Consider the following 25,801-nt stretch of genomic DNA (forward strand, 5'->3'; position numbering starts at 1 on the left):
GAACCGCCGTGCTTACCATCTACAACACGCTGAGCAAAGCGAAGGAAACCTTCAAACCGCTGGATGGCAACAAGGTGCGCATGTACGTCTGCGGCATGACCGTATACGACTACTGCCATCTGGGCCATGGCCGCAGCATGGTGGCCTTCGACCTGGTCACCCGCTGGCTGCGCAAGAGCGGCTACGAGCTGACCTATGTGCGCAACATCACCGACATCGATGACAAGATCATCAACCGGGCCAACGAGAACGGCGAAAGCTTCGATGCCCTGACTGCCCGCATGATCGACGCGATGCACGAAGACGAGCGCCGCCTGAACATCCTGCCGCCGGACCAGGAGCCGCGTGCCACCGACCATATCGCCGGCATGCACGCGATGATCCAGACCCTGATCGACAAGGGTTATGCCTACGCACCGGGCAACGGTGACGTGTACTATCGCGTCGGCAAGTTCGTCGGCTACGGCAAGCTGTCGCGCAAGAAGATCGAAGACCTGCGCATCGGTGCCCGTATCGAGGTCGACGAAGCCAAGCAGGACCCGCTGGACTTCGTGCTGTGGAAGGGCGTCAAGCCGGGCGAGCCAAGCTGGGAATCGCCATGGGGCCCGGGGCGTCCGGGCTGGCACATCGAGTGCTCGGTGATGTCCACCTGCTGCCTGGGTGAGAGCTTCGACATCCACGGCGGCGGCAGCGATCTGGAGTTCCCGCACCACGAGAACGAGATTGCCCAGAGCGAGGCGGCCACCGGCAAGCAGTACGCCAACGCCTGGATGCACTGCGGCATGATCCGGATCAATGGCGAGAAGATGTCCAAGTCGTTGAACAACTTCTTCACCATCCGTGACGTGCTCGAGAAGTACCACCCTGAAGTGGTGCGCTACCTGCTGGTGGCCAGCCACTACCGCAGCGCGATCAACTATTCGGAAGACAGCCTGCGCGATGCCAAGGGCGCACTGGAGCGCTTCTACCACGCCTTGCGTGGCTTGCCACGGGTGGCGGCCAAGGGTGGCGAAGACTTTGTCGAGCGCTTCAGCGTGGCCATGAACGACGACTTCGGCACCCCCGAAGCTTGCGCCGTGCTGTTCGACCTGGTGCGCGAGATCAACCGCCTGCGCGACAGCGACGTGGAGGCTGCGGCCGGCCTGGCCGGTCGCTTGCGCGAGTTGGGTGATGTGCTGGGTGTGCTGCAGCTGGAAGCCGATGACTTCCTGCGCGCCGGTGCCGAAGGCAAGGTGGATGCCGCTGAGGTCGAGGGCTTGATCCAGGCGCGCCTGCAGGCGCGTGCGGACAAGAACTGGGCCGAGTCCGACCGCATTCGCGACCAGCTGACCGCCATGGGTGTGGTGCTGGAAGACAGCAAGGGTGGGACTACTTGGCGTCTGGCTGACTGATCGATGTCATTGGGGCTGCTGCGCAGCCCATCGCCGGCAAGCCAGCTCCCACAGGAACCGCGCAATACTGAAGAACTGCGCAGTCCCTGTGGGAGCTGGCTTGCCGGCGATGGGCCGCATAGCGGCCCCAGCTTCTATTTGGCTAGCCCGGCAAGCGGGCAGTGCAACACCAATCTGGCCCCACCCAGCTCGCTTTCCCCCACCTCCAGCCCGAACCCATGCAGGTCGACGATCGCCGCAACGATCGACAACCCCAGCCCGAACCCCGCATGGCGGTGGCCTTCATCGCTACGGTAGAAGCGCTTCAGCACTGCTGCCCGTTCCTCTTCCGGAATACCCGGCCCGCTGTCCTCGATGGCCAGGTGCAGGCCCTTGTCGTCCTGCGTCGCAGTTATCCGCACCAGCCCACCTTCGGGCGTGAACTTGATGCCGTTGCCCACCAGGTTGGCCAATGCCTCGAACAGCAGCTCGCGGTCACCATGCAATGCTGGCAGTTCGGCCGGCTGCTGCAGTTCCAGGCGGATGCCACCATCTTCGGCCAAAGGCAGGTAGAAGTCATGCAACTCCACTAGCAGTTCGTGCGGGTCAAGCTGGACGAAACCTGCCCGTCGCTGGCGGTCTTCCAGTTCGCTGATGCGCAACAAGCCGCGAAAACGCGCCATCAGGGTGTCGGTTTCGCCGATGGCCTGGTCCAGTGCCTCGGCCTGGGTGGAGTCGACGTCACTTTGCTGGCGAATGCGGTACAGCTGGGCGCGCAGGCGCGTGAGCGGGGTGCGCAGGTCGTGGGCAATGTTGTCGCATACGCCCTTGACCTCGTGCATCAGCCGCTCGATGCGGTCGAGCATGGCGTTCACGATGGCCGCCAGCATGTCCAACTCGTCACGCCGGGCCGACAGCGGCAGGCGGTGGGTAAGGTCACCGGCGACGATCAGTTCGGCCTGGGCCTGGATCGCGCGAATGCGCTTGAGTGGGCGCCGCCTGAGCAGGTACCAGCCGGCAAATCCGGGGATCAGGGTCAGCGAGATACCCCAGAGCAGGGCATGCAGGATGATCCGGGTGACCACGAACAGCGAGCCGTTGTCGCGCACCAGCACCAGCCAGCGGCCATCCTGCACCTTGATCGCCACCGCGTCGCAGCTGTCACGCGGCATGTGCGGGTCGTCGGCGTCCAGGCAGCGCTTGAGTTCGTGAACCTTGCCGTCCAGCCCCAGCTCCGGCGGGATGGCACGAATGCGCCCGCCAATCGGGTTGAGTTGGTTGTCGAACAGACCGTAGGCATCGAAGCTGCGCTCTTCGAAGGCCTGGCTGGCGACCAGGGCGTCGTCCAGCTGTTTGCCGCTCATGTGCGCGAACAGGTGCTGGCGCTGCAGCATCGAATGGCGGGTGAGTTTGTTCAGGTAGCTGGATACCTCGAAGTACAGCACCCCCATGAGGATGCTGCTCCAGGCCACGAACAGAAAGCTGTACAGCGCCAGCAGGCGGCTGGTCGAGGAGCTCCAGCCCTTAGACGGGTTCAGCAATGGCATAGCCGGAGCCCCGTACCGTACGGATCAGCGGCGTTTGGCCGGGTGAGTCGATTTTCTTGCGCAGGCGGCCGATGTGCACATCGATCAGGTTGGTGCCCGGGTCGAAGTGGTAGCCCCAGACTTCCTCGAAAATCATCATTCTCGTGATCACCTGGCCGCTATGGCGCATCAGGTACTCCAGCAGCTTGTATTCGGTGGGCAGCAGGTTGAGGGTCTGTTCGCCGCGGCGGGCTTCGTGGCTGATCAGGTCCAGTTGCAGGTCGGCAACCTGCAGGCGGGTCTGGGTCATTGGCACGCTGTTGCGGCGCAGCAGCACTTCGACCCGCGCGGCCATCTCGTCGGAGGCGAACGGTTTGGTCAGGTAGTCGTCACCCCCGGCACGCAGGCCGCGTACCCGCTCGTCGACGTCGGAGAGGGCGCTGATCATCAGGATCGGCGTGGCGATCTTGAGGCTGCGCAGGGTGGTGACGATGGTCAGGCCATCGACCTCTGGCAGCATGCGGTCCAGGGTGATCAGGTCGTAGCCGCCGGCAATGGCCTTGGCCAGGCCTTCACGGCCATTGTCGGCCCAATCCACCTCCAGGCCGTGGCTGGTAAGTTCGGCGACGATTTCCTGGCCGGTGACGGCGTCGTCTTCGATGGTCAGTACGCGAGGCATGCTGGTTCCCGGGCATCTAATGGAGAATTGATTGTGCCAAAGAATAGCCAAGCGGCGATTTAAGAAAAATTCATCTGGCGCGTTTTGCCTGCACTGGCCCTATCGCCGGCAAGCCAGCTCCCACAGAGCCCCCCCAGGCCCCGAAGGCAGCGCAGTACCTGTGGCAGCTGGCTTGCCGGCGATAGGGCCCTGAAAGGCATAAAGCAACCCTCTAGCGTGCGCCAATACCCTCGGCGTGCATGATCTGCGCAATGACCGGCACCGGGGTCATCAGGTGCGAACGCATCATGGCACTGGCACGCTTGGCGTCCCGGGCCAGAATCACTTCCACCAGTGCCGCATGCTCCTGGCGCTTGAGCTCCAGGGCCTGTTCGGAAAACACCGTCTGGGTCAGCCACAGGTGGCGGTAGCGCTCGGCCTGGTCGAACAGGTAGGTGCGCGCCTGCAGCAGGTGCTTGGAGCCGCAGCCCGAGGCGATGGCCGTGTGGAACGCCTTGTGCCGTTCGTCCCATACATCCAGGCGTTGCTCGCGGGTCTTCACTTCCACCACCTTGGCCAGGGTATGCGAGTGGGCCAGTACCGACGCCTCCCAGGCGTCGTCGCCCCGCTCGATGGCCAGGGTGATGATCATCGCCTCCAGGTTGGCGCGGGCATCGTAGATGTCGTTCATCTCGTCCAGCGACATGGGCGCCACACGGTAGCCTTTCTGGCTGATCGCGTTGACCAGATGCTCGGCCACCAGTTGCGACAGCGCTTCGCGCAGCGGGCCCACGCCCAGGTCGTAGCGTTCCTTCAGGGTGCTCATCAGCAGCTTTTCTCCGGGCTTGAACACGCCGCGGATGATGTCCTTCTTGAGCCTCTCATACCCGCTGAATGCTGAGTTTTGTCGGGGGGCGAGCGCTTCCAAGGTCCTGTTCCTCAAACGGTTTTGTCGATCATACCGAAAGCGTTCGCTGGCGAAAAACAATGGACAAATTCGATGTTTGTCGTTGAAAAATAAAAATGTAGACATTTTGTGTTTATGGCGATAATTTTAGCTCGCCCGCACTGATCCAGGTCACCACCGGACGGCGCCACCCACTTTCTTTACAAGGACACTGCCATGAACGCGTTTACGCAGATCGACGAACTTGTGATGCCACTGCCGCTCGAACCGCGTGGTTTCACCATCGCCCCCTCGAAACAGTCGCCGCGCCTGCTTGAGCTCACCTTTGCCCGTAAAACGGTCGAAGCGTTCGTCCAGGCGGTTGCCCAGTGGCCGGTGCAGGCGCTGGAGTACAAGTCGTTCCTGCGCTTCCGGGTTGGCGAGATCCTCGACGAGCTGTGCCAGGGCACCCTGCGGCCGGTGCTGCTCAATACCATCCTCAACCGCGCCAGCGGCGGCATGCTGATCACCCCGGTCGGCCTGGATGACGTGAGCCAGGCCGAGGACATGGTCAAGTTCACCACCGCCTGCGCCCATCTGATCGGCCGCTCCAACTACGACGCCATGAGCGGCCAGTTCTATGCCCGCTTCGTGGTGGTCAACACCGACAATTCCGACAGCTACCTGCGCCAGCCGCACCGGGTCATGGAGCTGCACAACGATGGCACCTTCGTCAACCAGATCACCGATTACGTGCTGATGCTGAAGATCGACGAAAAGAACATGGAAGGCGGCAACTCGCTGCTGCTGCACCTGGACGACTGGGAGCAGTGCGACGAATTCTTCCGCCACCCGCTGGCCCGTCGCGAAATGCGCTGGACCGCACCGCCGAGCAAGAAGGTGTCCGAAGATGTGTTCCACTCGGTATTCGACACCGATGCCGAAGGCCGCCCGACCATGCGCTACATCGACCAGTTCGTGCAGCCGGAAAACTACGAGGAGGGCATCTGGCTGAACGCCCTGTCCGAGTCGCTGGAAGGCAGCCAGAAGAAGCTTTCGGTACCGGTTGGCGTGGGTAGCTTCCTGCTGATCAACAACCTATTCTGGCTGCATGGCCGCGACCGCTTCACTCCGCACGAAGGCCTGCGCCGCGAGCTGATGCGCCAGCGCGGCTACGTGGCCTTCCCAAAACCGCTGTACCAGCGCGGGCAATAATGACAGGGCGCGGGGCGGGCGCCCGCCCACGCGTCTTTGCACAAAACGATGCCACCAGGGCCCGCGCGGGCCTTGGTGTGCCAGTCAGGCAATGCCTGCGTGTGAGGTAAAGGCTGTGTACGATTTCATCATCATTGGCGGTGGCATTGTGGGCATGTCCACGGCCATGCACCTGATCAAGGTCTACCCGGATGCGAAGATTCTCCTGTTGGAGAAGGAGTCCGGCCCGGCCCGCCACCAGACCGGCCACAACAGCGGCGTGATCCACGCCGGCGTGTATTACACCCCCGGCAGCCTCAAGGCGCGCTTCTGCCTTGAAGGCAACAAGGCCACCAAGGCCTTTTGCACCCAGCACGCTATCCGCTTCGATGAGTGCGGCAAGCTGCTGGTGGCCACCAACGACCTGGAAATGCAGCGCATGAAGGCGCTGTGGGAGCGCACCGCGGCCAATGGCCTGGAGCGCTACTGGCTGTCGGCGGCCGAGCTGCGCGAGCGCGAGCCCAATATCGTTGGCATGGGCGGCATCTTCGTGCCCTCCAGCGGCATCGTCAATTACGCCGAAGTGACTGCAGCCATGGGCGCCGAGTTCCAGCGCGCCGGCGGTGAAATTCGCTATGGCGCCGAGGTGGTCGGCCTGCAGGAGCTGGCCAGCGAAGTGGTCGTGCGCACGCGTGGCGACCATCATGGCGATGAGCTGCGCAGCCGTTTCCTGGTGACCTGCTCGGGCCTGATGGCCGACCGCGTGGTGAGCATGCTGGGCCTGCGTACCGAGTTCGTCATCTGCCCGTTCCGTGGCGAGTACTACCTGCTGCCCAAGCAGCACAACCAGATCGTCAACCACCTGATCTACCCGATTCCCGACCCGTCCATGCCGTTCCTGGGCGTGCACCTGACACGCATGATCGACGGCACCGTCACCGTTGGCCCCAATGCCGTGCTGGCAATGAAGCGCGAGGGTTACCGCAAGAGCGACGTCAGCCCCAGCGACCTGTTCCAGACCCTGACCACCCCCGGCATCCTCAAGGTGCTGGCGAAGAACTTCCGCCCTGGCCTGATCGAGATGAAGAACTCGCTGTTCAAGGGTGGCTACCTAAAGCAGGTCCAGAAGTACTGCCCGAGCATCACCAAGGCCGACCTCACGCCTTACCCGGCTGGTGTGCGTGCCCAGGCCGTGTCGCGTGACGGCAAGCTGATCGACGACTTCCTGTTCGTCAACACCGCTCGCAGCGTCAACGTGTGCAACGCGCCGTCTCCGGCCGCCACCTCCGCCATCCCGATCGGCGCCTACATCGTCGACAAGGTCTGTGAGCAGGTTGGCCGCCAGGGCAGTGGTTTCCCCAAGGCCGACCTGGCGCCCCGTCAGCGGGCAGCCGGCTGACCTACCCGCAATACGTTCTGCGGTTTCGTTTTACTCAACCCGTACTGCCCTACTCACCATCTGGGGCAGGGCGGGCTTTTTCGCGCCTGCGTCGGTGACGTGCAAGCCGACGGCCCCTGCGTGGGCATGACAAAAACAACAAGGTAGCGCCATGCAAACCCACAAGAACAATTTGAGTCATGGATTGAAATCACGGCATGTCACCATGCTGTCCATTGCCGGCGTGATCGGTGCCGGCCTGTTCGTCGGCTCCGGCCGCGCGATTGCCGAAGCAGGGCCCGCCACCATCCTGGCCTATATCCTGGCCGGCGCGCTGGTGGTGCTGGTGATGCGCATGCTGGCCGAAATGGCCGTCGCCTCGCCGGACACCGGTTCGTTCTCTACCTATGCCGACCTTGCCATCGGCAAGTGGGCCGGCTACACCATCGGCTGGCTGTACTGGTGGTTCTGGGTACTGATCATCCCCATCGAGGCCAATATTGCCGCCACCATCATCAACTCCTGGGTCCCGCAGCTGGAAATCTGGGTCTTGTCGTTGGTGATTACCCTGTTGCTGACCGCCACCAACCTGTTCAGCGTGAAGAACTACGGTGAGTTCGAGTTCTGGCTGGCACTGGTGAAGGTGGTGGCCATCGTCGGTTTCATCGCGCTGGGGGTGTGCGCCATCTTCGGCCTGCTGCCAGGCATCGGTGTCAGCGGCGTGTCACGCCTGTGGGATAGCGGCGGCTTCATGCCCAACGGTTTTGGTGCGGTGCTCAGCGCCATGCTGATTACCATGTTCTCTTTCCTCGGCGCCGAGGTGGTGACCATCGCCGCAGCCGAATCCGACGAAGCGGGCAAGCATATTTCCAAGGCCACCAACTCGGTGATCTGGCGGATCACCCTGTTCTATATCCTGTCGATCTTCATCGTCATCGCGCTGGTGCCGTGGACCGACTCGCGCCTGGCCACCGAAGGTTCCTATGTCACGGTGCTGGACACCCTGGGCGTGCCGAATGCCAAGGCCATCATCGACTTCGTGGTACTTACGTCGGTGACCAGCTGCCTCAACTCATCGCTGTATACCGCGTCGCGCATGGTCTACTCGCTGAGCCGCCGCGGCGATGCACCGGCCTGTGCCCAGGTGACCAGCCGCAGCGGCACTCCCGTGGTAGCTGTGCTGCTGTCCACTGGCGCAGCTTTCCTGGCGGTGATCGCCAACTACCTGGTACCGGCCAAGGTGTTCGGCTTCCTCATGGCCAGCTCCGGCGCCATAGCCTTGCTGGTGTACCTGGTGATCGCCGTTTCCCAGTTGCGCCTGCGCCAGCGCCTGACTGCACAGGGCAAGACACTGGGCTACCGCATGTGGCTGTTCCCGTGGCTGACCTGGGGCGTGATCCTGTTCATCAGTAGCGTACTGGTGCTGATGCTATTCCGCCCGGATCACCGCCTGGAAGTGGTATCGACCATGGTACTGGCGGTGCTGGTGGTGTGTTCGGGCCTTCTGGTCACACGGCGTCGGGCGCGCGAGGTGGTGGTTGGCCGCGTAGGGCAGGGCGCCTGAGCCGTTCGGCCTGAAGACAGACGAGCAAGTCGCATCAGGCTGTGAGAGGATGTCCGTCATCACAGCCAGGACCCCGAACGCAGCCTGATGAAGACACCCAAAAGAATCGAACCCCTGATCGAAGACGGCCTGGTCGACGAAGTACTGCGGCCGTTGATGAGTGGCAAGGAAGCCGCCGTGTATGTGGTGCGCTGTGGCAACCAGGTGCGCTGCGCCAAGGTCTATAAAGAAGCCAACAAGCGCAGTTTCCGCCAGGCTGCCGAGTACCAGGAGGGCCGCAAGGTTCGCAACAGCCGTCAGGCCCGGGCTATGGCCAAGGGCAGCAAGTACGGGCGCAAGGAAGCCGAAGACGCCTGGCAGAACGCCGAAGTGGCGGCGCTGTTCCGCCTGGCCGGCGCTGGCGTGAGGGTTCCAAAGCCTTACGATTTCCAGGACGGCGTGCTGTTGATGGAGCTGGTGACCGATGCCGACGGTGACGCGGCCCCGCGCTTGAACGACGTGCACCTCGAAGCCGAGGAAGCCCGGGAGTTCCATGCCTTCGTCATTCGACAGATCGTGCTGATGCTGTGTGCCGGGCTGGTGCATGGCGACCTGTCGGAGTTCAACGTGCTGCTTGGCCCGGACGGGCCGGTGATCATCGACCTGCCACAGGCAGTGGATGCAGCGGCCAACAACCATGCCTTCAGCATGCTGCAGCGCGACGTGGACAACATGGCCCATTATTTCGGGCGCTTTGCGCCGGAGCTGAAAAGTACCCGGTACGCCCATGAAATGTGGGCCTTGTACGAGGCGGGCGAACTGCGCCCGGACAGCCCGCTGACGGGGCTGTTCGAGGATGACGAGCATGCGGCTGACGTGGCCGGGGTGATGCGCGAGATCGATGCGGCCCGGCTGGATGATGCGCGCCGGCGCGCCGCGCGGGCCGAGTCTGAGCATGGGGCGGCCAGGGCAGAGGAGCCTGCGCCGCCCTGGCTGCAGTGATGTGTTGCCTGTGCCGGCCTCTTCGCGGGCACGCCCGCTCCCACAGGAATCGCGCAGTACTTGTGGGAGCGGGCATGCCCGCGAAGAGGCCGGCACAGGAAAAATGCAGCCATTGCCTTTGACGCAAGACAATATCTCGTCATCTGGCCTTTTCACTGGCGCGCGACAGGCATAAGGTATACGCCGTTCAAATTCCCTGGAGCTGTCATGTCCAACCAATTTCCGTCCGTTCGTCCACGCCGCCTGCGCCAGAACGAGTCCCTGCGCACGATCTTCCAGGAAACCGAGTTCCGCCTTGAAGACCTGATCCTGCCGATCTTCGTCGAAGAGGGCATCGATGATTTCGTGCCGATCACCAGCATGCCGGGCGTCAACCGCATCCCCGAGAAGCTGCTGGCTCAGGAAATCGAGCGCTATGCCCGCGCCGGTATCAAATCGGTGATGACCTTTGGCGTGTCGCACAACCTGGACGCCGTCGGCAGCGACACCTGGAACGAAAACGGCCTGGTCGCGCGCATGTCGCGCATCTGCAAGGACACCGTGCCGGAAATGGTGGTGATGTCCGACACCTGCTTCTGCGAATACACCAGCCACGGCCACTGCGGCGTGCTGCACGACCACGGCGTGGACAACGATGCCACGCTGGCCAACCTGGGCAAGCAGGCGGTCATCGCCGCCGCTGCCGGTGCCGACTTCATTGCCCCGTCGGCGGCGATGGACGGCCAGGTCCAGGCCATCCGCAGCGCGCTGGATGGTGCCGGCTTCCACGACACCGCGATCATGGCCTATTCCACCAAGTTCGCCTCGTCGCTGTACGGCCCGTTCCGCGAAGCCGGTGGTACCGCGCTGAAGGGCGACCGCAAGAGCTACCAGATGAACCCGATGAACCGCCGCGAAGCCGTGCGCGAGTCGCTGCTCGACGAGCAGGAAGGGGCCGATGTGCTGATGGTCAAGCCGGCCGGTGCCTACCTGGACGTTATTGCCGATATTCGTGCCGCCTCCCGCCTGCCGCTGGCGGCGTACCAGGTGAGCGGCGAGTACGCGATGATCAAGTTCGGCGGCCTGGCTGGCGCTATCGATGAAGGCCGGGTGGTGCGTGAAAGCATTGGTGCGATCAAGCGTGCCGGTGCCGATCTGATCCTCACCTACTTCGCCATGGACCTGGCCCGCGAAGGTATCTGATCGCGAGCCGATGCTCATGCAAGCCGCTGCCATCGCAGCGGCTTTTTCTTTACCTGCGCAGCAACCGGTGAGAGGAAAAACACAAAAAATCCGTAAGCGCTGAATTATTTAGTGTCCCGTTGTATCTCATCCCTTAGAGCATTCATCGACAGGGATACGGACATGAAACCTCGCAAGAAAAGCCTCCAGCCAATCGGCCTGAAGGACATCACCATTGTCGACGACGGCAAGATGCGCAAGGCAATCACCGCGGCGGCACTGGGCAATGCAATGGAATGGTTCGACTTCGGCGTCTATGGCTTCGTCGCCTACGCCCTGGGCAAGGTATTCTTCCCCAATGCCGACCCAAGCGTGCAGATGATCGCGGCGTTGGCCACGTTCTCGGTGCCGTTTCTGATCAGGCCTCTGGGCGGGCTGTTCTTCGGTGCCTTGGGCGACCGGTTCGGGCGGCAGAAAATTCTCGCTGCAACCATCGTGATCATGTCGCTCAGCACCTTCGCCATCGGCCTGATACCGTCCTATGCCAGCATCGGTATCTGGGCGCCGATCCTGTTGCTGCTGGCCAAGATGGCCCAGGGCTTCTCGGTGGGGGGGGAGTACACCGGCGCGTCGATCTTCGTCGCCGAATATGCCCCTGACCGTAAACGCGGGTTTCTCGGCAGTTGGCTGGACTTCGGCTCGATAGCAGGGTTCGTGTTGGGTGCCGGTGTGGTGGTGTTGATCTCTACGGTGCTGGGTGAAGACAAGTTCCTCGAATGGGGTTGGCGCCTGCCGTTCTTCCTCGCCTTGCCGCTGGGCATCATCGGCCTGTACCTGCGCCATGCGCTGGAGGAGACACCAGCCTTCCAGCAGCACGTCGACAAGCTTGAGAAAGGCGATCGCGAAGGCCTGGCGACCGGGCCCAAGGTGTCGTTCAGGGAGGTGGCCACCCAACACTGGCGCAGCCTGGTGACCTGCATTGGCGTGGTGATCGCCACCAACGTCACCTATTACATGCTGCTCACGTACATGCCCAGCTACCTGTCGCACAACCTGCACTACAGCGAAGACCATGGCGTGCTGATCATCATCGCGATCATGGTCGGCATGCTGTTCGTGCAGCCGGTGATCGGGCTGCTCAGCGACAAGTTCGGCCGTCGTCCGTTCATCATCGTCGGCAGCGTCGGCCTGTTCGTGCTGGCCATCCCGGCGTTCATGCTGATCAACAGCGGCGTACTGGGGGTGATTTTCGCCGGGCTGCTGATCATTGCCGTGCTGCTGAACTTCTTCATCGGCGTGATGGCCTCGACGCTACCGGCAATGTTCCCCACGCACATCCGCTACAGCGCCCTCGCCAGCGCCTTCAATATCTCGGTGCTGATCGCCGGCCTCACCCCGACCATCGCCGCCTGGCTGGTGGAAAGTACTGGCAACCTGTACATGCCGGCCTATTACCTGATGGTGATCGCCGCCGTGGGGCTGGTTACCGGCCTGACCATGAAGGAAACCGCGAACAAGCCGCTGCGCGGCGCGGCACCGGCAGCATCGGATATCGAGGAAGCGCGTGAGTTGCTGCAGGAACACCACGACAACATCGAGCAAAGGATCGAGGACATCGATGCGCAGATTGCCGAACTGGAGGCCAAGCGCAAGTTGCTGGTGCAGCAGCACCCGCGCATCGAGTGATCAGTTTGGCATGTAACCACGCTGCCATGTCCGCGGAATGAACCGCGACACCAGGGCCAGCACGCAGGCCAGCGAGCAGCTGCCGGCTAGCGCTTGCAGGCCCAGGTGGCGCTCCAGCCAGGCACCCAGCGCGGCGCCCAGCAGCATGCCGGCCCAAGGCACCAGTTGCACCCGCCAGCCATTGCGCCGCTCGCCCAGCAGCCAGCGCCCCAGCCCACGCCCGAAACGTGACAGGGCGCCGGTGACGTAGGTCAGGCCGATGGGCAGGCCGTTCACCTGTTCGACCACGGCATTGATCATGCCCATGGCCAATGTGGCAGCGAGCAGCGCTGGAAAGGTCGCAGCCAAGGGCCATGCGGCTGCAAAGCCCAGCAGGGCGGCGACTACCAGCAGCACCGGCCAGGCCCTGCGGCGGAAAGCGCGCGCCAGCAGCACGCCCATGGCGTTGCCGACGACGAAGCCCAGCACCGCAGCACTCAGCCGCAGCACCAGGGCCAGGTCCGCATCGCTGATGGCGACGGCCAGGCGCGTGGTGTTGCCACTCATGAACGACACGAAGTCGCCCAGCGCCAGCAGGCCGATGGCATCGGTCATGCCGGCTAGTACGGACAGGCCGGCGACCAGGCCGAGGCCCACGCGACCACGCAGCATCTGCAGGCGCAGCCGCTTGGCTGTGCGTGCGGGGAGGGTGTTGGGCAGCATGCTCGGGAGCTCAGCGAGGCATTTCGCGGGCCAGGGTGCTCTTGATGGTGCGCTCCACTACATCGACCAGCACCATTGTCTGGTGGTCCACTTCGATGTTGAGCAGGTCGCCGGCCTTGTAGCTGGGGAAGGTGGTCTGGCGCAGGGTTTCCGGGATCAGGTTGATGGTGATCACATTGTCCTCGACATCGGCTACGGTCAGGCTGCAGCCGTTGACCCCGATGAAGCCGCGTGGGAACACGTACTTGCCCCATTCCGGTGGCATGCGGAACTTGATGAAGGCGCCGGTTTCCTTGATCGACAGCTCGACGATTTCGGCGGTGGTGGCGATATGACCGGCCATCAGGTGGCCGCCGACTTCGGCGTTCATCTTCGCCGAGCGTTCGATGTTGACGCCCTGGCCGGCCTTGAAGTTGCGCAGGTTGGTGCGCTCGAGGGTGGCTGTCATGGCGTCGAACCTGACCTGCGTGCCGTGGATTTCGGTGACCGACAGGCAGGTGCCTTCGACACTGACGCTGGCGCCGATCTTCAGTTCGTCGAGCAGTTCGGGGGTGAGGTCGATGGTGAACTGGTTGTGGCCCGGGTAGGTGGTCACATCAAGCAGAGGGCGGACGGCCTGGACGATGCCGGTGTACATGGAGTTGCTCCTGGGCACGGAAAAGAAAACTTCCGAACGCTATGCCCGTGGAGCGGTAAAAGCAAGCCGGCCATTTGGAACTGCACATAACTCATTGAATTAGCAGGGACCCTGTGGGAGCGGCTTTAGCCGCGAACACCGGCGCAGCCGGTGCCATGCACCGCGTTGGATTCTTCGCGGCTAAAGCCGCTCCCCAGAGTACGAGGATCGCTTGCGAATTCAGTTATCTGTGCGACAGCGCGGCCTGAAGGGCTGGGCAATCTCCCACAGGTATCGCGTGGCTGCCGTTCCGAGCTTCACCGGCGAAGGCAATGGGGCAAATACAATTCAGACATGGCCGCTGCTGTTGACGATCCGCAGGCACAGTGCCTCATAAGGGTCCAGGTTCACCATCAGCCGCCCATCCTCGGTCAAATCCCCTTCGACCGTTTCATTGATCATGTCCACCACCGGCCCCGGCGTGAACCCGGTCAGTTGCAGCTCCTCGGCGATCACTTCCTGGCCAAAGTTCAGCGCAGTGATCTGGATGCCACGCCCGGCCGGCAGCTCATGCACCATCACCAGCAAGCCGGGGCTTCTGACTTCGGGCACCAGCACCTGGCGGCTGGTGGCGATGCCATAGGCCTGACGCACCGCCAGCAGTTTCTTCACCTTGCAGGCAAACGAATTGCCGTTTTCCAGCTGGCTGTCCAGGCTGCCATACAGCGCCCGGGCACGGGGCATGCCGCGCACAGACGTCTGAGCCTGCGGCTCGAGCCCGGCCAGGTCGTAGCCGCCGCGGTGAATCCAGCGGGTATCGCCATCGAGCATCCGCTGCGCGACCGCTTCGGCGGGCAATGGCAGGGCGCCCACCAGATCCCAGCCGGACAGCGCCACCACACCTGGCTGCATGGCGTTGTACATGACCAGCAGCAGGTGCACCTTCTGGATCAGCTCGATTTCTGCCACCCCGATCTGCCCAAGATCGCGGATGCCCAGTGCAGCAGCGATCAGGCTGGCCGTGGTACAGGATATGCCATTGGTGACGAAGCGCAGGTTGTACGGCGCATGTTCGCCCGACAGCCGTTCGTAGATCTCTTCGCGGATGTGCTCGCGCAGGATGCCGCCGGGCAAGGTCTGGCCCTTGTACAGGTACATGTCATGTGCATGCAGGGTCCAGAAATGCACCAGTTCCACGGTCAGCTCGTCATGGTTCTGCAAGGCATGGATCAGCGAAGCTGGGTCGATGCCGAAGGCATGCATCTCCTTGAGCATCAGGCGCAGGAACTCGGTGTCGCCGGTCAGTAGTGCATGCTGGTAGGCCGGCCGGGTAATGAAATCGTAGGACAGGTCGGCACCGCCTCTGGACATCTGCGCGATGTCGTCGAGGGTCAGGTTCAGTTCCTGGAAGCTGAAACCGCCGGCCTTGCGGATCATGCCGCCGATCAGCTGGTTGCCGACGATCGACAGCGGGTGGCTTTCCGACCAGGCAGTGCCGCTGGCGCGGGTCTCCACGCCGAGAAAGCCGTTGGCATCCAGGCGCAGGCCGCGCGCACCCAGGCAGTCCAGGGCGTGCAGGGCATCGCCAATGATCATCTGCTGGGCGGCGAAGGTCGGGTCCAGCCAGTTCAGCGACGGCTGACCTTCCTTGAAATAGTGCAGGTACACCCAGCGTCGGGTCTTGCCATCCACACCGGTCACCGGCGGTGTGGCGCTCCAGTCGGTTTCCTTCACGCCTGGTTCGAAGAAGATCACCCGTTGCAGTTGGCCGACGATGTAGTGGCGGGCCTTGAGTTCGTCGCACTGGGCCGGCAGCAGGTTGACCGCATCTCGCCCGGCAGGCACTTCGGGCAGTAGCGGCCAGTCTTCCTCGCGGATTTCGACCATGTGGTACAGCCCCGGGTAGGGACCGTAGGCCAGTTCGGCCAGGCGGAAGTCGGCGCCCTTGCCAGTGTGCGAGGGGATCAGGTCGTCGATGGTCACGGCGTTGTGCGCGGCGGCCATGCGGCTCATCTGGATCAGCTCCTGTTCGCTGCCGTACAGCGGGTCGATGTCGAAACTGATGCGGTCGAAGTTGCCGTCCACGCTGGGTGTGAGTTCACGCCCGCGAATGCCGCCGGACAACTTGATCGGGCCGGTGTGCAGGCCCTGGATGCCGATCTCCGACAAGCGCTTCCACAGCGTTTCATGGGCCAGCGCACCGAGCACTGAACAGCCTTCGGGGGCGATGATGGCATCGGGGTAGACGGTCAGCCAGACCGACGCGATTTCAGTGGCGCGTCGGGGTTGGGCTTCGGCGTAGGGTTGCTGCCACAGGCGCGACTGGCCCGAGTACAGATGGGTGCGTTGCTGGGAGGCCCTGAGCATGGCGCGGTCTTCGAGCCATTTGACGTATGACGGGTCGGGTTGGGTCATTTCGCGTCCTCTTTGCGTGTCGGCAGCGGCTCAGGTTATGACGGTTGTGGCGGCTGATCGTTCGGCTTGAGAATGCTTCGTGGGCTTGCTGATCTGTTTGCCAGCCTGGGAGGCGACTTCAAGGGCTTGGCCGTCCCGTTGCTTGCCCTGGCGAGCCAGGCCTTCAAGCTGCGGAATCAGCATGCCCTCCGGCAAATGTCGCCAGAACCGCCCGGGCATGTGCAGGCGCAAGGCGTCGGGGTTGAGGCGCGCAGGGTTGAAGGTATGACGATAGTAGGTGCGCCATAATTCGGCGCCAGGGTCTTCGGCGTTGCGGGCCCACTGGCGCCAGGGTTCGGGGCACTGGCGCTGGTAGTCGAATGCCTGGCCATCGAAGCGTATGCCGTCGTGCGCCGTGGCAATCACCCAGCGCAAACGCCCAAGGCGGTCAGCGAAATGCGCACTGGCGCTTTCCAGAACGTCATGCGCCGGCTCGTGATAGGCCACCAGGTCAAGTTGCAGCTGGTCGGCCAAAACTTCGGGGAGTGGCACGAAGCGCACAAACGCATGCAGGTGGTGTGCTTCGCGATTGACCTGCTTGATCCGTCTTTGCAGCTCGCTACCCAGTCGGTCACCCGCCAGCATTGCAGTGCGGTCACCATGGGCCACCCGCCAAAGTACCTCGTAAAGCAGGTTCCAGCGGTGCTCGCCACGGTAGCGGGCGGCCTGTTCCAGCTGGCTCAGCAGCGCCGCTGGCACCTTGGCGCGAAACGGACCGGAGCCCTCAGGCAGCGCTGTCGGTACGGCCAGCAAATCAGCCACTGGCCCTTGCGCCCAGGTCACTTCCGACGGGTCGATGCCATGCCCCAGCAACACCCGGGCCTGGTCACGCCAGGTGGCGAACAGGCCGTCGCAGTCGAGCGCGATCATCCCCACAAGCCCATCTGCACCGGCGCCTGCGGCTCACGCAAGCGCGCTCTCAGCAGGCCGCTGCGCAGCTCGGCCTGGGCCGGGCGGTAGTCGCTGGTGACAATGAACGGCCGCGCCTTGTCCAGTACGCAGCGCAGCTGGATCAGGTCATCGTAGCGAATGCGCCGTTCGCGTCGCAGGGCTACCAGCCGCTGCACGCTGCGCAGGCCGATGCCGGGGATGCGCGCCAGTAGCGCTGGCTCGGCACGGTTCACGTCCAGCGGGAACACTTCGCGGTTGGCCAGCGCCCAGGCCAGCTTGGGGTCGATGTCCAGTGCCAGGTTGCCGCTCTGGCCCAGCAGCTCGCCGGCCTTGTAGCCATAGCCACGCAGCAGGAAGTCAGCCTGGTACAGGCGGTGCTCGCGCAGCAGCGGTGGCGCCGCCAGGGGAACGCTGTCGGGGCTGTCAGGGATGGGGCTGAAGGCAGAGTAGTACACGCGCTTGAGGCCGTAGCCCTGGTACAGCGATTCGGCATTGCGCAGCAATGTGCTGTCGTCGGTGCTGTCGGCCCCGACGATCACCTGGGTGCTTTGCCCGGCCGGGGTAAAGCGCGGCGCCTTGGGTTCGTGGGCCACGGCTTGCTGGCCCTGATGGATCACGCCCATGGCCTGGCGAATGGTGTGCGCCTGTTTCTCTGGTGCCAGGCGTTTCAGGCTGGCGTCGGTCGGCAGCTCGATGTTGACGCTGAGCCGGTCTGCCAGGCGCCCGGCCTCTTCGATCAGCAGCGGGTCGGCATCGGGGATGGTCTTTAGGTGAATGTAGCCGCGGAACTCATGCTCTTCGCGCAACAGCCGCGCCACACGAATCAGCTGCTCCATGGTGTAGTCCGCCGAGCGGATGATGCCGGAGCTGAGGAACAGGCCGCTGATGCAGTTGCGCCGGTAGAAATCCAGGGTCAGCCGGACCACTTCCTCGGGGCTGAAGCGCGCGCGTGGCACGTTGCTGGAGCGGCGGTTGACGCAATACTGGCAGTCGTAGAGGCAGAAGTTGGTCAGTAGCACCTTGAGCAGCGAGACGCAGCGCCCGTCGGGGGTGTAGCTGTGACAGATGCCCATGCCATTGGTAGCACCCATGCCATCAGCCCCGCGCGAGTTGCGCTTGGGCGCGCCGCTGCTGGCGCAGGATGCGTCGTACTTGGCAGCATCGGCAAGAATGCCGAGTTTGGCGATGAGTTGCATGGCGGCTGACCTGTGATACTGAGTATTCATACAGTATTTTGAGATGTGACGGATTGCAAGTGATTGTGCGCCGGCCATGCCCGACTGAATCCGTCATCTAAGCTTGTGGCTGAACCTACGGATGGCGAGGCAAGGGAGAGGTTATGAAGATCACCATCAAGCCGGCAGTGGCGCTGACCGGGCTGGCTTTGGCATTCGGCATGCTGGGTGCCCAGGCCGCGGAAACCAGGAAGGTCGATGTCATGCTGGTGGGCGGCGGCATCATGAGTTCAACCCTGGCCGTCTGGCTCAATGAGCTGGAGCCGGGTTGGTCGATGGAAATGGTCGAGCGCCTGGACAAGGTCGCCGAAGAAAGCTCCAACGGCTGGAACAACGCCGGCACCGGCCACTCGGCCCTGGCCGAGCTGAACTACACCCCGGAGAAGGACGGCAAGATCGATATCAGCAAGGCGGTAGAGATCAACGAGTCGTTCCAGGTCACCCGCCAGTTCCTGGCCTGGCAGGTGAAGCAGGGCGTGTTGAAGAACCCGCATTCCTTCATCAACACCACCCCGCACATGAGCTTCGTCTGGGGCGACGACAACATTCGCTTCCTGAAGAAGCGCTACGAGGCGCTGCAGGCCAGCCCGCTGTTCAAGCCCATGCAGTACTCCGAGGACCACGAACAGATCCGCAAGTGGGTACCGCTGATGATGGAAGGCCGTGACCCCAACCAGAAACTGGCCGTGACCTGGACGCCGATCGGCACCGACGTCAACTTTGGCGAAATCACCCGGCAGTACGTGGGTTATCTGCAGACCCGGCCGAACTTCGACCTCAAGCTGTCGAGCGAAGTGCAAGCCATCACCCGCAACGACGACGGCTCCTGGCATGTCGAGTACAAGAACCTCAAGGACGGTAGCAGCTCTGCCTCCGACGCCAGGTTCCTGTTCATCGGCGCCGGTGGTGCAGCGCTGCCATTGCTGCAGAAGTCGGGCATCGATGAGGCCAAGGACTATGCCGGTTTCCCGGTCGGTGGTTCGTTCCTGGTCACCGACAACCCGGCCATCGCCCAACGTCACATGGCCAAGGCCTACGGTATCGCCGCCACCGGCGCACCACCGATGTCGGTGCCGCATTTGGACACCCGCGTGCTCGATGGCAAGCGCATGATCCTGTTCGGGCCGTTCGCCACCTTCTCGACCAAGTTCCTCAAGCAGGGCTCGCTGCTTGACCTGTTCGCCAGCGCCAGTGTGCACAATGCCTGGCCTATGGTCAGGGTCGGGGTGCGCGAGTTCGACCTGGTGCAGTACCTGATCGGCCAGGTGCTGCAATCCGACGATGACCGTTTCGAAGCGTTGCGCACCTACTTCCCCGGGGCGAAGAAGGAAGACTGGCGGCTGTGGCAGGCAGGGCAGCGGGTGCAGATCATCAAGAAGGACGAAGCATTGGGTGGCGTGCTCAAGCTCGGCACTGAAGTGGTGGCGTCCAGCGATGGCAGCATTGCCGGCTTGCTGGGGGCTTCGCCTGGCGCCTCGACCGCGCCGCCAATCATGCTCGATGTGCTGAGCAAGGTGTTCAAGGACAAGATGGCATCGCCGCAGTGGCAGGCGAAGATCAGGCAGATCATCCCGTCCTACGGCATTCGCCTAAACGACCACCCGGACCAGGTGCAGAAAGAGTGGGCGTACACCAACGAGGTGTTGCAGCTGAGCGCTCCCGAGAGCGTCGTTACGCCGTAGCAAGGTACCGTGCGGCCCTTCCGGGCAGCTCACTCCCATGCACTGCGCATGACTCGCTGGTTCAGTGAGGTTCTGTAGGAGCAGCCTTGTGCTGCGAAGAGGTCGATACTGGCAAAGGCTGTTCATTGCGTGTACCGGCCTCTTCGCAGCACAAGGCTGCTCTTTGCAATGTGTGGGTTGTGGCCTTCCTTCAGCGACTCGACGAAGCCGCGCGCGAACCATACCAGGGCCATGGCAGTGAACGTCTTGTACCAGGCCTGCCCCAAAGGCAGCGCTTGGGCGGCCACGGCAGCAGTGGCGCGATCACCTGTGATCTTGTTGTGATTGCCGGGCTCAAACCCGGTAGAAATCCCGGTACCAGCCAACGAAGGCGTTGACGCCGTGCTCCAGCGATGTGCCCGGGGTGTAGTCGATCCAGCGCGCCAGCGAGTCGACGTCGGCCCAGGTTTCCAGCACGTCACCCGCTTGCCGCGGCAGGTCATCGCGTCGGGCCTTGATGCCCAAGGCACGTTCCAGGCATTCGACGAAGTGCAGCAGCCTTACCGGCTGGCCTCGGCCGATGTTGAACAGCTGGCAGGGCGGTTGCCCCTCGGCCGGCACTGGCGGCTTCAGGCGCAGGCGCACAATGCTCTCGACGATGTCGTCGATGTAGGTGAAGTCGCGCCCCATCAGGCCGTTGTTGTAGACCTCGATCGGCCGGCCCTCGAGCATGGCGCGGGTGAACTTGAACGGCGCCATGTCGGGGCGGCCCCAGGGGCCGTATACGGTAAAGAAGCGCAGGCCGGTGGTCGGCAGCTGGTACAGGTGTGCGTAGCTGTGCGCCATCAGTTCATTGGCGCGCTTGCTGGCGGCATACAGCGACAGCGGTTGCTCGACCGGGTCGTCGACGCTGAATGGCAGCTTGGCGTTGGCGCCGTATACCGAACTGCTGGAGGCGTAGATCAGGTGACGGGGCTGCTGCTGGCGGCAGGCCTCGAGAATGTTGAGAAAGCCGACCAGGTTGGCCTGGCCATAGGCGGCGGGGTTGTCCAGCGAATAGCGCACCCCGGCCTGGGCTGCCAGGTGGATCACCTCACTGAACGCCTGGCGGGCGAACAGCTGTTGCAGTGCGCTCGGGTGGGCGATGTCGAGGGTGTGGAAGCGGAAATTGGCAAAGCCGAACAGTCCCTGCAGGCGAGCCAGCTTCAGCTGGACGCTGTAGTAGGCATCGAGGTTGTCGATGCCTGCCACCTCGATGCCTGCTTCGCACAGGCGCCGCGCAACGTGGTAGCCGATGAAGCCGGCCACGCCGGTAATCAGTACGGGCATGCTGGCTGCACCTGGCCACGGCCGATGCCGTAGTAGGTCAGGCCGGCGGCTGCCATGTGCTCGGGTTCGAACAGGTTGCGCCCGTCGAACACCACCCGGTCGGCCAGCTGTTGCGGCACCTTGTCCAGGTTGAGAACACGGTAATCCTGCCATTCGGTGACGATCACCAGGGCGTCGGCGCCGCGCAGTGCATCGTCCTTGCATGGCACCAGTTGCAGGTCGGCGCGCGGGCCATAGTGCCGCTGGACTTCTTCCATGGCCTGCGGGTCATGGGCCTGCACCCGCGCGCCGGCGGCCCACAGCGCTTCCAGCAGGACCCGGCTGGAGGCCTCGCGGATATCATTGGTGTTGGGCTTGAACGACAGCCCCCACAAGGCAAAGACCTTGCCCCGCAGGCCGCGTGGGTAGTGGCGCTGGATCTTGCTGAACAGCCGGCCCTTTTGCTGCTCGTTGACCGATTCCACCGCACGCAGCAGCTGCGGCTCGAAGCCTTCGGCCTCGGCGCTGCGGCGCAGGGCTTGCAGGTCCTTGGGGAAGCACGAGCCACCAAAACCGCAGCCGGCATAGATGAAGTCGTAGCCGATGCGCGGGTCCGAGCCGATGCCACGGCGTACCATTTCGATGTCGGCGCCCAGATGCTCGGCCAGGTTGGCGATTTCGTTGATGAACGAGATCTTGGTCGCCAGCATGCAGTTGGCCGCGTACTTGGTCAGCTCGGCGCTGCGTGCATCCATGACCATGAGCTTTTCGCGGTTGCGGCTGAACGGCAGGTACAGCTCGCGCAGCAGTTCTACCTCGGCTGGTTCCGCGCCACCGATGATGATGCGCTCCGGGCGCATGCAGTCATCGACTGCCGAGCCTTCCTTGAGGAACTCGGGGTTGCTGACGACGCGGAAGCGGCTGGTGTCGGCCACGGCCTGGGCGATGCGCGCCTTGATGCGGTGCACCGTACCGACCGGCGCGGTGGATTTGTTGACGATCACCTTGGGACCGTCGGCATGTTCGAGGATGCTGTCGACCACGGCGAATACGTGCTTCAGGTCGGCACTGCCGTCGGCCTGTGGCGGGGTGCCGACGGCAATGAACTGCAAGCTGGCGTAGTTGGCCGCTTCGCTGGCGTCGGTGGTGAAGCGCAGGCGACCGCAGGCCAGGTTCTTCTCCAGCATCGGCGCAAGGCCGGGTTCGAAGATCGGGCAATGGCCTGCATTGAGGCTGGCGACCCGCTCGGCGTCGATATCCATGCACAACACCGAATGCCCCACCTGGGCCAAGCACACCGCCTGGGTGAGGCCGACATAGCCGGTACCGAAAACCGTGACCTTCATTTGACAGCTCCTTGGCGAGAAAGCTGAAAAAACATGTCACATCGTTGTTTAGATCTTGTTACTTGCGCAGGCCGCTGCCTCCTGGGTGGCGTTCCACAGTTGCTGGCGGAACCAGCGCCGCAAGGGGTCGGCGTGAGTGCGTTCGTGCCATATCTGCATCACCTCGATCGCTGGCAATGCCAGCGGCAGCGGGTACATGAGCAGGTCGTCATCACGCTCTGTGGCTTCGATGGCCAGCGAGCGCAAACAGGTGAGCAGCAGGTCGCTGCCGCGCAGCAGGCGCGAGGGGGCGACGAAGCTCGACAGGCCAGCCACGACCCGCCGTTGCATGCCCTGGCTGCGCAAGGCGCGGTCGACCAGGCCATCGAGGTCGCCGGTGAGGGTGGTGAGCAGGTGATCGCTGGCGAGGAAGCTATCGAGGTCCAGGCCCTGGTCCGCCGCTGGATGACTGCGCGAGGCCAGCACAACGAAGTGTTCGGTGAGCAGGCGCTGTTGGTGGAAGGTTTCCGGGAGGTCGGTATAGAACCCGGCAACGGCCAGGTCACAGGTGCCTTTCTCCAGCTCTTCGCGAGGGAGCTGGCCACGGGTGTTGTGGGTCACCAGCGTCAGGTTCGGTGCCTGACTGCGCAGGATCGGCAGCAGCCTGGGCAACAGCGTCTGTTCTACGTAGTCGGTGCTGTACAGGTGCAGGCGGGCAGGGCGGGCGAGGAAATCCCGGCCTTCGCAGCGTTCATAGAAACCCTCCAGGCCCACTACCAGGCGCTCTACCTCGGGCGCCAGTTCGTGGGCACGTGGTGTCGGGGTCAGGCCCCTGGGCGCGCGGACGAACAGGGGGTCACCAAACTGGTGACGCAGCTTGTTGAGCTTGTGGCTGAGCGCGGGCTGGCTCAGCGCCATGCGCTGGGCGGCAAGGGTGGCGTTGCGTTCCTGATACAGCACATGGAACAGGTACAGCAGGTTGAGGTCCTTGCTGGAGATATTCATTTTATGGATCGCAGACATGAGAGCTTTCGAATTATCGAATCATAGCCTTGCCACTAGCATGGACGCATCCCGCCAACATGAGCGGACGATTCTATTTGCCTGATCAGGAGATTGTTGCATGACCAAGATGTCCCGGCTTGGCCTGGCTGTTGCCGGCACCCTGCTCGCCGCCGGCGCACACGCTGCGCCCAAAGGTGAAGTGCTGGTGTTGTTGTCCAGCGAGCGCCAGCTGCCGCTGCAGGACGGCAAGCACTACGCCACCGGCTACTACCTCAACGAGTTCGGCGTGCCTGCCGACCAGTTGCTCAAGGCTGGCTACAAGCTGGTGCTGGTTACCCCAAAGGGTAATGCCCCGCGCGTCGACCAGCGTTCGATCGATCCAAGCTACTTTGCCGGTGATGCGGCGGAGATGCGGCGGATCGAGAAGGTCGTGCAAGGCCTGCCGGGCATTGACGATACCCTGTCGGTGAAGGAAGTCCTGGCAGGTGACCTGGAGCGCTATGCCGGGCTGTTCATCCCCGGCGGCCATGCGCCGTTGATCGACCTGGCCAACAACCCGGACGTGGGCGCCTTGCTGCGGCATTTCCACCAGGCCGGCAAGCCCACAGCCGCCATCTGCCACGGCCCCATTGCCTTGCTCTCGGCCCAGCAGGACCCGGCGAGCTATCAGTCGGCGCTGGCGCGTGGTGAAAAGCCGGCAGCCACCGACTGGCTGTACAAGGGTTACAGGATGACCATCTTCTCCGACCCGGAGGAGCAGGTGTTCGAGAGTTCGCTCAAGGACCAGCGGCTGTTGTTCTACCCGGCCAACGCCATGGCAATGGCAGGAGGCGACATGGGCTACGCCAAGGCCTGGCAGCCCAATGTGGTGGTGGACCGCGAACTGATCACCGGGCAGAACCCGTTCTCGGACAAGGCGCTGGCCAAAGTATTACTGGAAAAGTTGGCTGGGCAGGCAAAGCCCTCTGATCAAGGCATCTAGACTTACAAGTGGCCTGCACCGGGCAACGCTCGGCAGGCCGATACCATTCAACCGACCACCGCCTCCCCGGAGCGGATGTCCCTCGCTGGCGATGGCCTTCTTTGCAGAGGAGGGCAGGTCATGGACGAGGCAAGGCTTCACGACTTCATGGGCAAGCTGGTGGGCGACATGGGCGCGGCGGCGACATTGGCCAACGTGATTCTTGGCGACGAACTGGGGTTGTACCGGGCCATGGCCGACAGCCAGCCGACCACCCCCGAGGCGCTGGCGGAAAAGACCGGCTGCCACCCGCGGCTGGTGCGCGAATGGCTCAGCGCCCAGGCCGCATCGGGCTACATGGTGCATGACAAGGGCCTTTTCGTGTTGCCTGAAGAGCAGGCCATGGCCCTGGCGCTGGAGGATTCGCCGGCCTACATGGCCGGTGGAGCGGCAGTGGTGGCAGCGCTGTTCCATGACAAGGACAAGCTGGTCGCGGCCATGCGCGGCGACGGCGGGCTGGCCTGGGGCGACCATCACCCCTGCATGTTCAGTGGCACCGAGCGGTTCTTCCGGCCGGGTTATCGCACCTTCCTGGTGGCCGAATGGCTACCGGCGCTGGAGGGCGTGGTAGCCAAGCTGCGGGCGGGCGCCAAGGTGGCGGATGTGGGCTGTGGGCACGGTGCTTCGACGCTGGTCATGGCCCAGGCGTTCCCGGCATCCACCTTCGTCGGCTACGACTACCACGGGCCTTCCATCGTCACCGCCAACGAGCGTGCCCGCGAGGCGGGGTTGGTGGGGCGTGTGAGCTTCCAGCAGGCCAGTGCCAAGGACTACCCGGGGCATGACCATGACCTGGTGTGCTTCTTCGATTGCCTGCACGACATGGGTGACCCGGTGGGGGCCGCGAAACATGCCTACCGCGCGTTGAAGGCAGACGGCACGGTGATGTTGGTGGAGCCTTATGCCGAGGACTCGCTGGAGGGCAACCTGACACCGGTCGGGCGCTTGTTCTATGCGGCATCGACGTTTATCTGCACGCCCAATTCGTTGTCGCAGGAGGTGGGGCTGGGGCTGGGCGCGCAGGCGGGGGAAGCGCGGTTGCGGGCGGTGTTCGAGGAGGCGGGGTTCAGCCGGTTCCGGCGGGCGACGCAGACGCCGTTCAACCTCATTCTGGAGGCTCGGAAGTAGAGTTAAGCCTGTGCCGGCCCTTTCGCGGGCACGCCCGCGAAGAGGCCGGGC

21 protein-coding genes are annotated in these 25,801 nt (G+C 63.5%); 10 read left to right on the top strand and 11 right to left on the bottom strand.

The features are described from left to right. Nucleotides 1–8 precede the first annotated feature (8 nt). Nucleotides 9–1,391 (top strand): cysteine--tRNA ligase, encoded by a 1,383-nt coding sequence (cysS, locus tag CAF92_RS01310; protein ID WP_085598612.1) that lies wholly within the window; start codon nucleotides 9–11, stop codon nucleotides 1,389–1,391. 134 nt (nucleotides 1,392–1,525) lie between these two features. On the opposite strand, the gene CAF92_RS01315 is transcribed toward cysS, so the two are convergent. The 3 genes from CAF92_RS01315 to csiR form a co-directional block, all read right to left on the bottom strand. Beyond that, nucleotides 1,526–2,917, bottom strand: coding sequence for a HAMP domain-containing sensor histidine kinase (locus tag CAF92_RS01315; protein WP_085598615.1), 1,392 nt, complete (start codon nucleotides 2,915–2,917; stop codon nucleotides 1,526–1,528). Continuing rightward, nucleotides 2,895–3,575 (bottom strand): response regulator transcription factor, encoded by a 681-nt coding sequence (locus tag CAF92_RS01320; protein WP_046616581.1) that lies wholly within the window; start codon nucleotides 3,573–3,575, stop codon nucleotides 2,895–2,897. The genes CAF92_RS01315 and CAF92_RS01320 overlap by 23 nt, the downstream gene beginning before the upstream one ends. Nucleotides 3,576–3,786: 211 nt before the next feature. After that, on the bottom strand, nucleotides 3,787–4,482 hold the full coding sequence (gene csiR / locus CAF92_RS01325; RefSeq protein WP_085598616.1) for a DNA-binding transcriptional regulator CsiR: 696 nt from the start codon (nucleotides 4,480–4,482) through the stop codon (nucleotides 3,787–3,789). Nucleotides 4,483–4,677: 195 nt separating this feature from the next. Between csiR and glaH the strand changes: the two genes are divergently transcribed. The 6 genes from glaH to proP all read left to right on the top strand — a co-directional run bounded on the left by glaH (nucleotide 4,678) and on the right by proP (nucleotide 12,404). After that, entirely contained in the window at nucleotides 4,678–5,655 is a 978-nt protein-coding gene (glaH, locus tag CAF92_RS01330) for a glutarate dioxygenase GlaH (protein WP_085598618.1), read from the top strand. 115 nt (nucleotides 5,656–5,770) lie between these two features. Further along, nucleotides 5,771–7,033 carry an L-2-hydroxyglutarate oxidase gene (gene lhgO / locus CAF92_RS01335; RefSeq protein WP_085598620.1) on the top strand — a complete coding sequence of 421 codons (1,263 nt, stop codon included), beginning with the start codon at nucleotides 5,771–5,773 and terminating at the stop codon, nucleotides 7,031–7,033. A gap of 151 nt (nucleotides 7,034–7,184) precedes the next feature. After that, nucleotides 7,185–8,576 (top strand): GABA permease, encoded by a 1,392-nt coding sequence (gene gabP, locus CAF92_RS01340; RefSeq protein WP_085598622.1) that lies wholly within the window; start codon nucleotides 7,185–7,187, stop codon nucleotides 8,574–8,576. A gap of 87 nt (nucleotides 8,577–8,663) precedes the next feature. After that, nucleotides 8,664–9,557, top strand: a complete 894-nt coding sequence (locus tag CAF92_RS01345) for a PA4780 family RIO1-like protein kinase (protein ID WP_085598624.1) — start codon at nucleotides 8,664–8,666, stop codon at nucleotides 9,555–9,557. A 207-nt stretch (nucleotides 9,558–9,764) separates the two neighbouring features. Next, nucleotides 9,765–10,739 carry a porphobilinogen synthase gene (gene hemB / locus CAF92_RS01350; protein ID WP_013972900.1) on the top strand — a complete coding sequence of 325 codons (975 nt, stop codon included), beginning with the start codon at nucleotides 9,765–9,767 and terminating at the stop codon, nucleotides 10,737–10,739. A 162-nt stretch (nucleotides 10,740–10,901) separates the two neighbouring features. Then, entirely contained in the window at nucleotides 10,902–12,404 is a 1,503-nt protein-coding gene (proP, locus tag CAF92_RS01355) for a glycine betaine/L-proline transporter ProP (protein WP_085598626.1), read from the top strand. Here the strand turns inward: proP and CAF92_RS01360 are convergent, their stop codons facing one another. From CAF92_RS01360 to CAF92_RS01380, 5 genes are all read right to left on the bottom strand, one after another. Next, nucleotides 12,405–13,106 carry a YoaK family protein gene (locus CAF92_RS01360; protein ID WP_085598628.1) on the bottom strand — a complete coding sequence of 234 codons (702 nt, stop codon included), beginning with the start codon at nucleotides 13,104–13,106 and terminating at the stop codon, nucleotides 12,405–12,407. 10 nt (nucleotides 13,107–13,116) lie between these two features. Further along, nucleotides 13,117–13,743 carry a riboflavin synthase gene (locus CAF92_RS01365; protein ID WP_046616573.1) on the bottom strand — a complete coding sequence of 209 codons (627 nt, stop codon included), beginning with the start codon at nucleotides 13,741–13,743 and terminating at the stop codon, nucleotides 13,117–13,119. Nucleotides 13,744–14,070: 327 nt separating this feature from the next. Further along, nucleotides 14,071–16,137: a maltose alpha-D-glucosyltransferase gene (treS, locus tag CAF92_RS01370; protein ID WP_085598630.1), complete on the bottom strand. Its 2,067-nt coding sequence runs from the start codon at nucleotides 16,135–16,137 to the stop codon at nucleotides 14,071–14,073. 30 nt (nucleotides 16,138–16,167) lie between these two features. After that, nucleotides 16,168–17,052: a TIGR03915 family putative DNA repair protein gene (locus tag CAF92_RS01375; RefSeq protein WP_085598632.1), complete on the bottom strand. Its 885-nt coding sequence runs from the start codon at nucleotides 17,050–17,052 to the stop codon at nucleotides 16,168–16,170. Then, complete coding sequence (locus tag CAF92_RS01380; RefSeq protein ID WP_085598634.1) at nucleotides 17,043–18,263, bottom strand: putative DNA modification/repair radical SAM protein; 1,221 nt, start codon at nucleotides 18,261–18,263, stop codon at nucleotides 17,043–17,045. The genes CAF92_RS01375 and CAF92_RS01380 overlap by 10 nt, the downstream gene beginning before the upstream one ends. A 143-nt stretch (nucleotides 18,264–18,406) precedes the next feature. On the opposite strand from CAF92_RS01380, the gene mqo reads away from it, so the two are divergent. Then, nucleotides 18,407–19,984, top strand: coding sequence for a malate dehydrogenase (quinone) (gene mqo, locus CAF92_RS01385; RefSeq protein WP_085598636.1), 1,578 nt, complete (start codon nucleotides 18,407–18,409; stop codon nucleotides 19,982–19,984). Nucleotides 19,985–20,317: 333 nt separating this feature from the next. On the opposite strand, the gene CAF92_RS01390 is transcribed toward mqo, so the two are convergent. The 3 genes from CAF92_RS01390 to CAF92_RS01400 are packed head-to-tail and all read right to left on the bottom strand — an operon-like array spanning nucleotide 20,318 to nucleotide 23,601. Next, nucleotides 20,318–21,292 carry an NAD-dependent epimerase/dehydratase family protein gene (locus tag CAF92_RS01390; protein ID WP_085598638.1) on the bottom strand — a complete coding sequence of 325 codons (975 nt, stop codon included), beginning with the start codon at nucleotides 21,290–21,292 and terminating at the stop codon, nucleotides 20,318–20,320. Then, a complete protein-coding gene (locus CAF92_RS01395; RefSeq protein WP_085598640.1) occupies nucleotides 21,280–22,617 on the bottom strand; it encodes a UDP-glucose/GDP-mannose dehydrogenase family protein in 1,338 nt (445 codons plus the stop codon). The genes CAF92_RS01390 and CAF92_RS01395 overlap by 13 nt, the downstream gene beginning before the upstream one ends. A gap of 48 nt (nucleotides 22,618–22,665) precedes the next feature. Further along, nucleotides 22,666–23,601, bottom strand: a complete 936-nt coding sequence (locus CAF92_RS01400; RefSeq protein WP_085598642.1) for a LysR family transcriptional regulator — start codon at nucleotides 23,599–23,601, stop codon at nucleotides 22,666–22,668. Nucleotides 23,602–23,719: 118 nt separating this feature from the next. Here CAF92_RS01400 and CAF92_RS01405 point away from each other — a divergent pair, with 118 nt between their 5' ends. Further along, the gene (locus tag CAF92_RS01405; RefSeq protein ID WP_085598644.1) at nucleotides 23,720–24,583 is read left to right on the top strand and encodes a type 1 glutamine amidotransferase domain-containing protein; all 864 of its coding nucleotides are present in this window, start codon (nucleotides 23,720–23,722) and stop codon (nucleotides 24,581–24,583) included. Between the two features lie 120 nt (nucleotides 24,584–24,703). Continuing rightward, nucleotides 24,704–25,750 (top strand): class I SAM-dependent methyltransferase, encoded by a 1,047-nt coding sequence (locus CAF92_RS01410; protein WP_085598645.1) that lies wholly within the window; start codon nucleotides 24,704–24,706, stop codon nucleotides 25,748–25,750. The last annotated feature ends 51 nt before the right edge of the window (nucleotides 25,751–25,801 follow it).

This window comes from Pseudomonas sp. B10(2017) (genome assembly GCF_002113295.1).
Taxonomy (GTDB): domain Bacteria; phylum Pseudomonadota; class Gammaproteobacteria; order Pseudomonadales; family Pseudomonadaceae; genus Aquipseudomonas; species Aquipseudomonas pudica.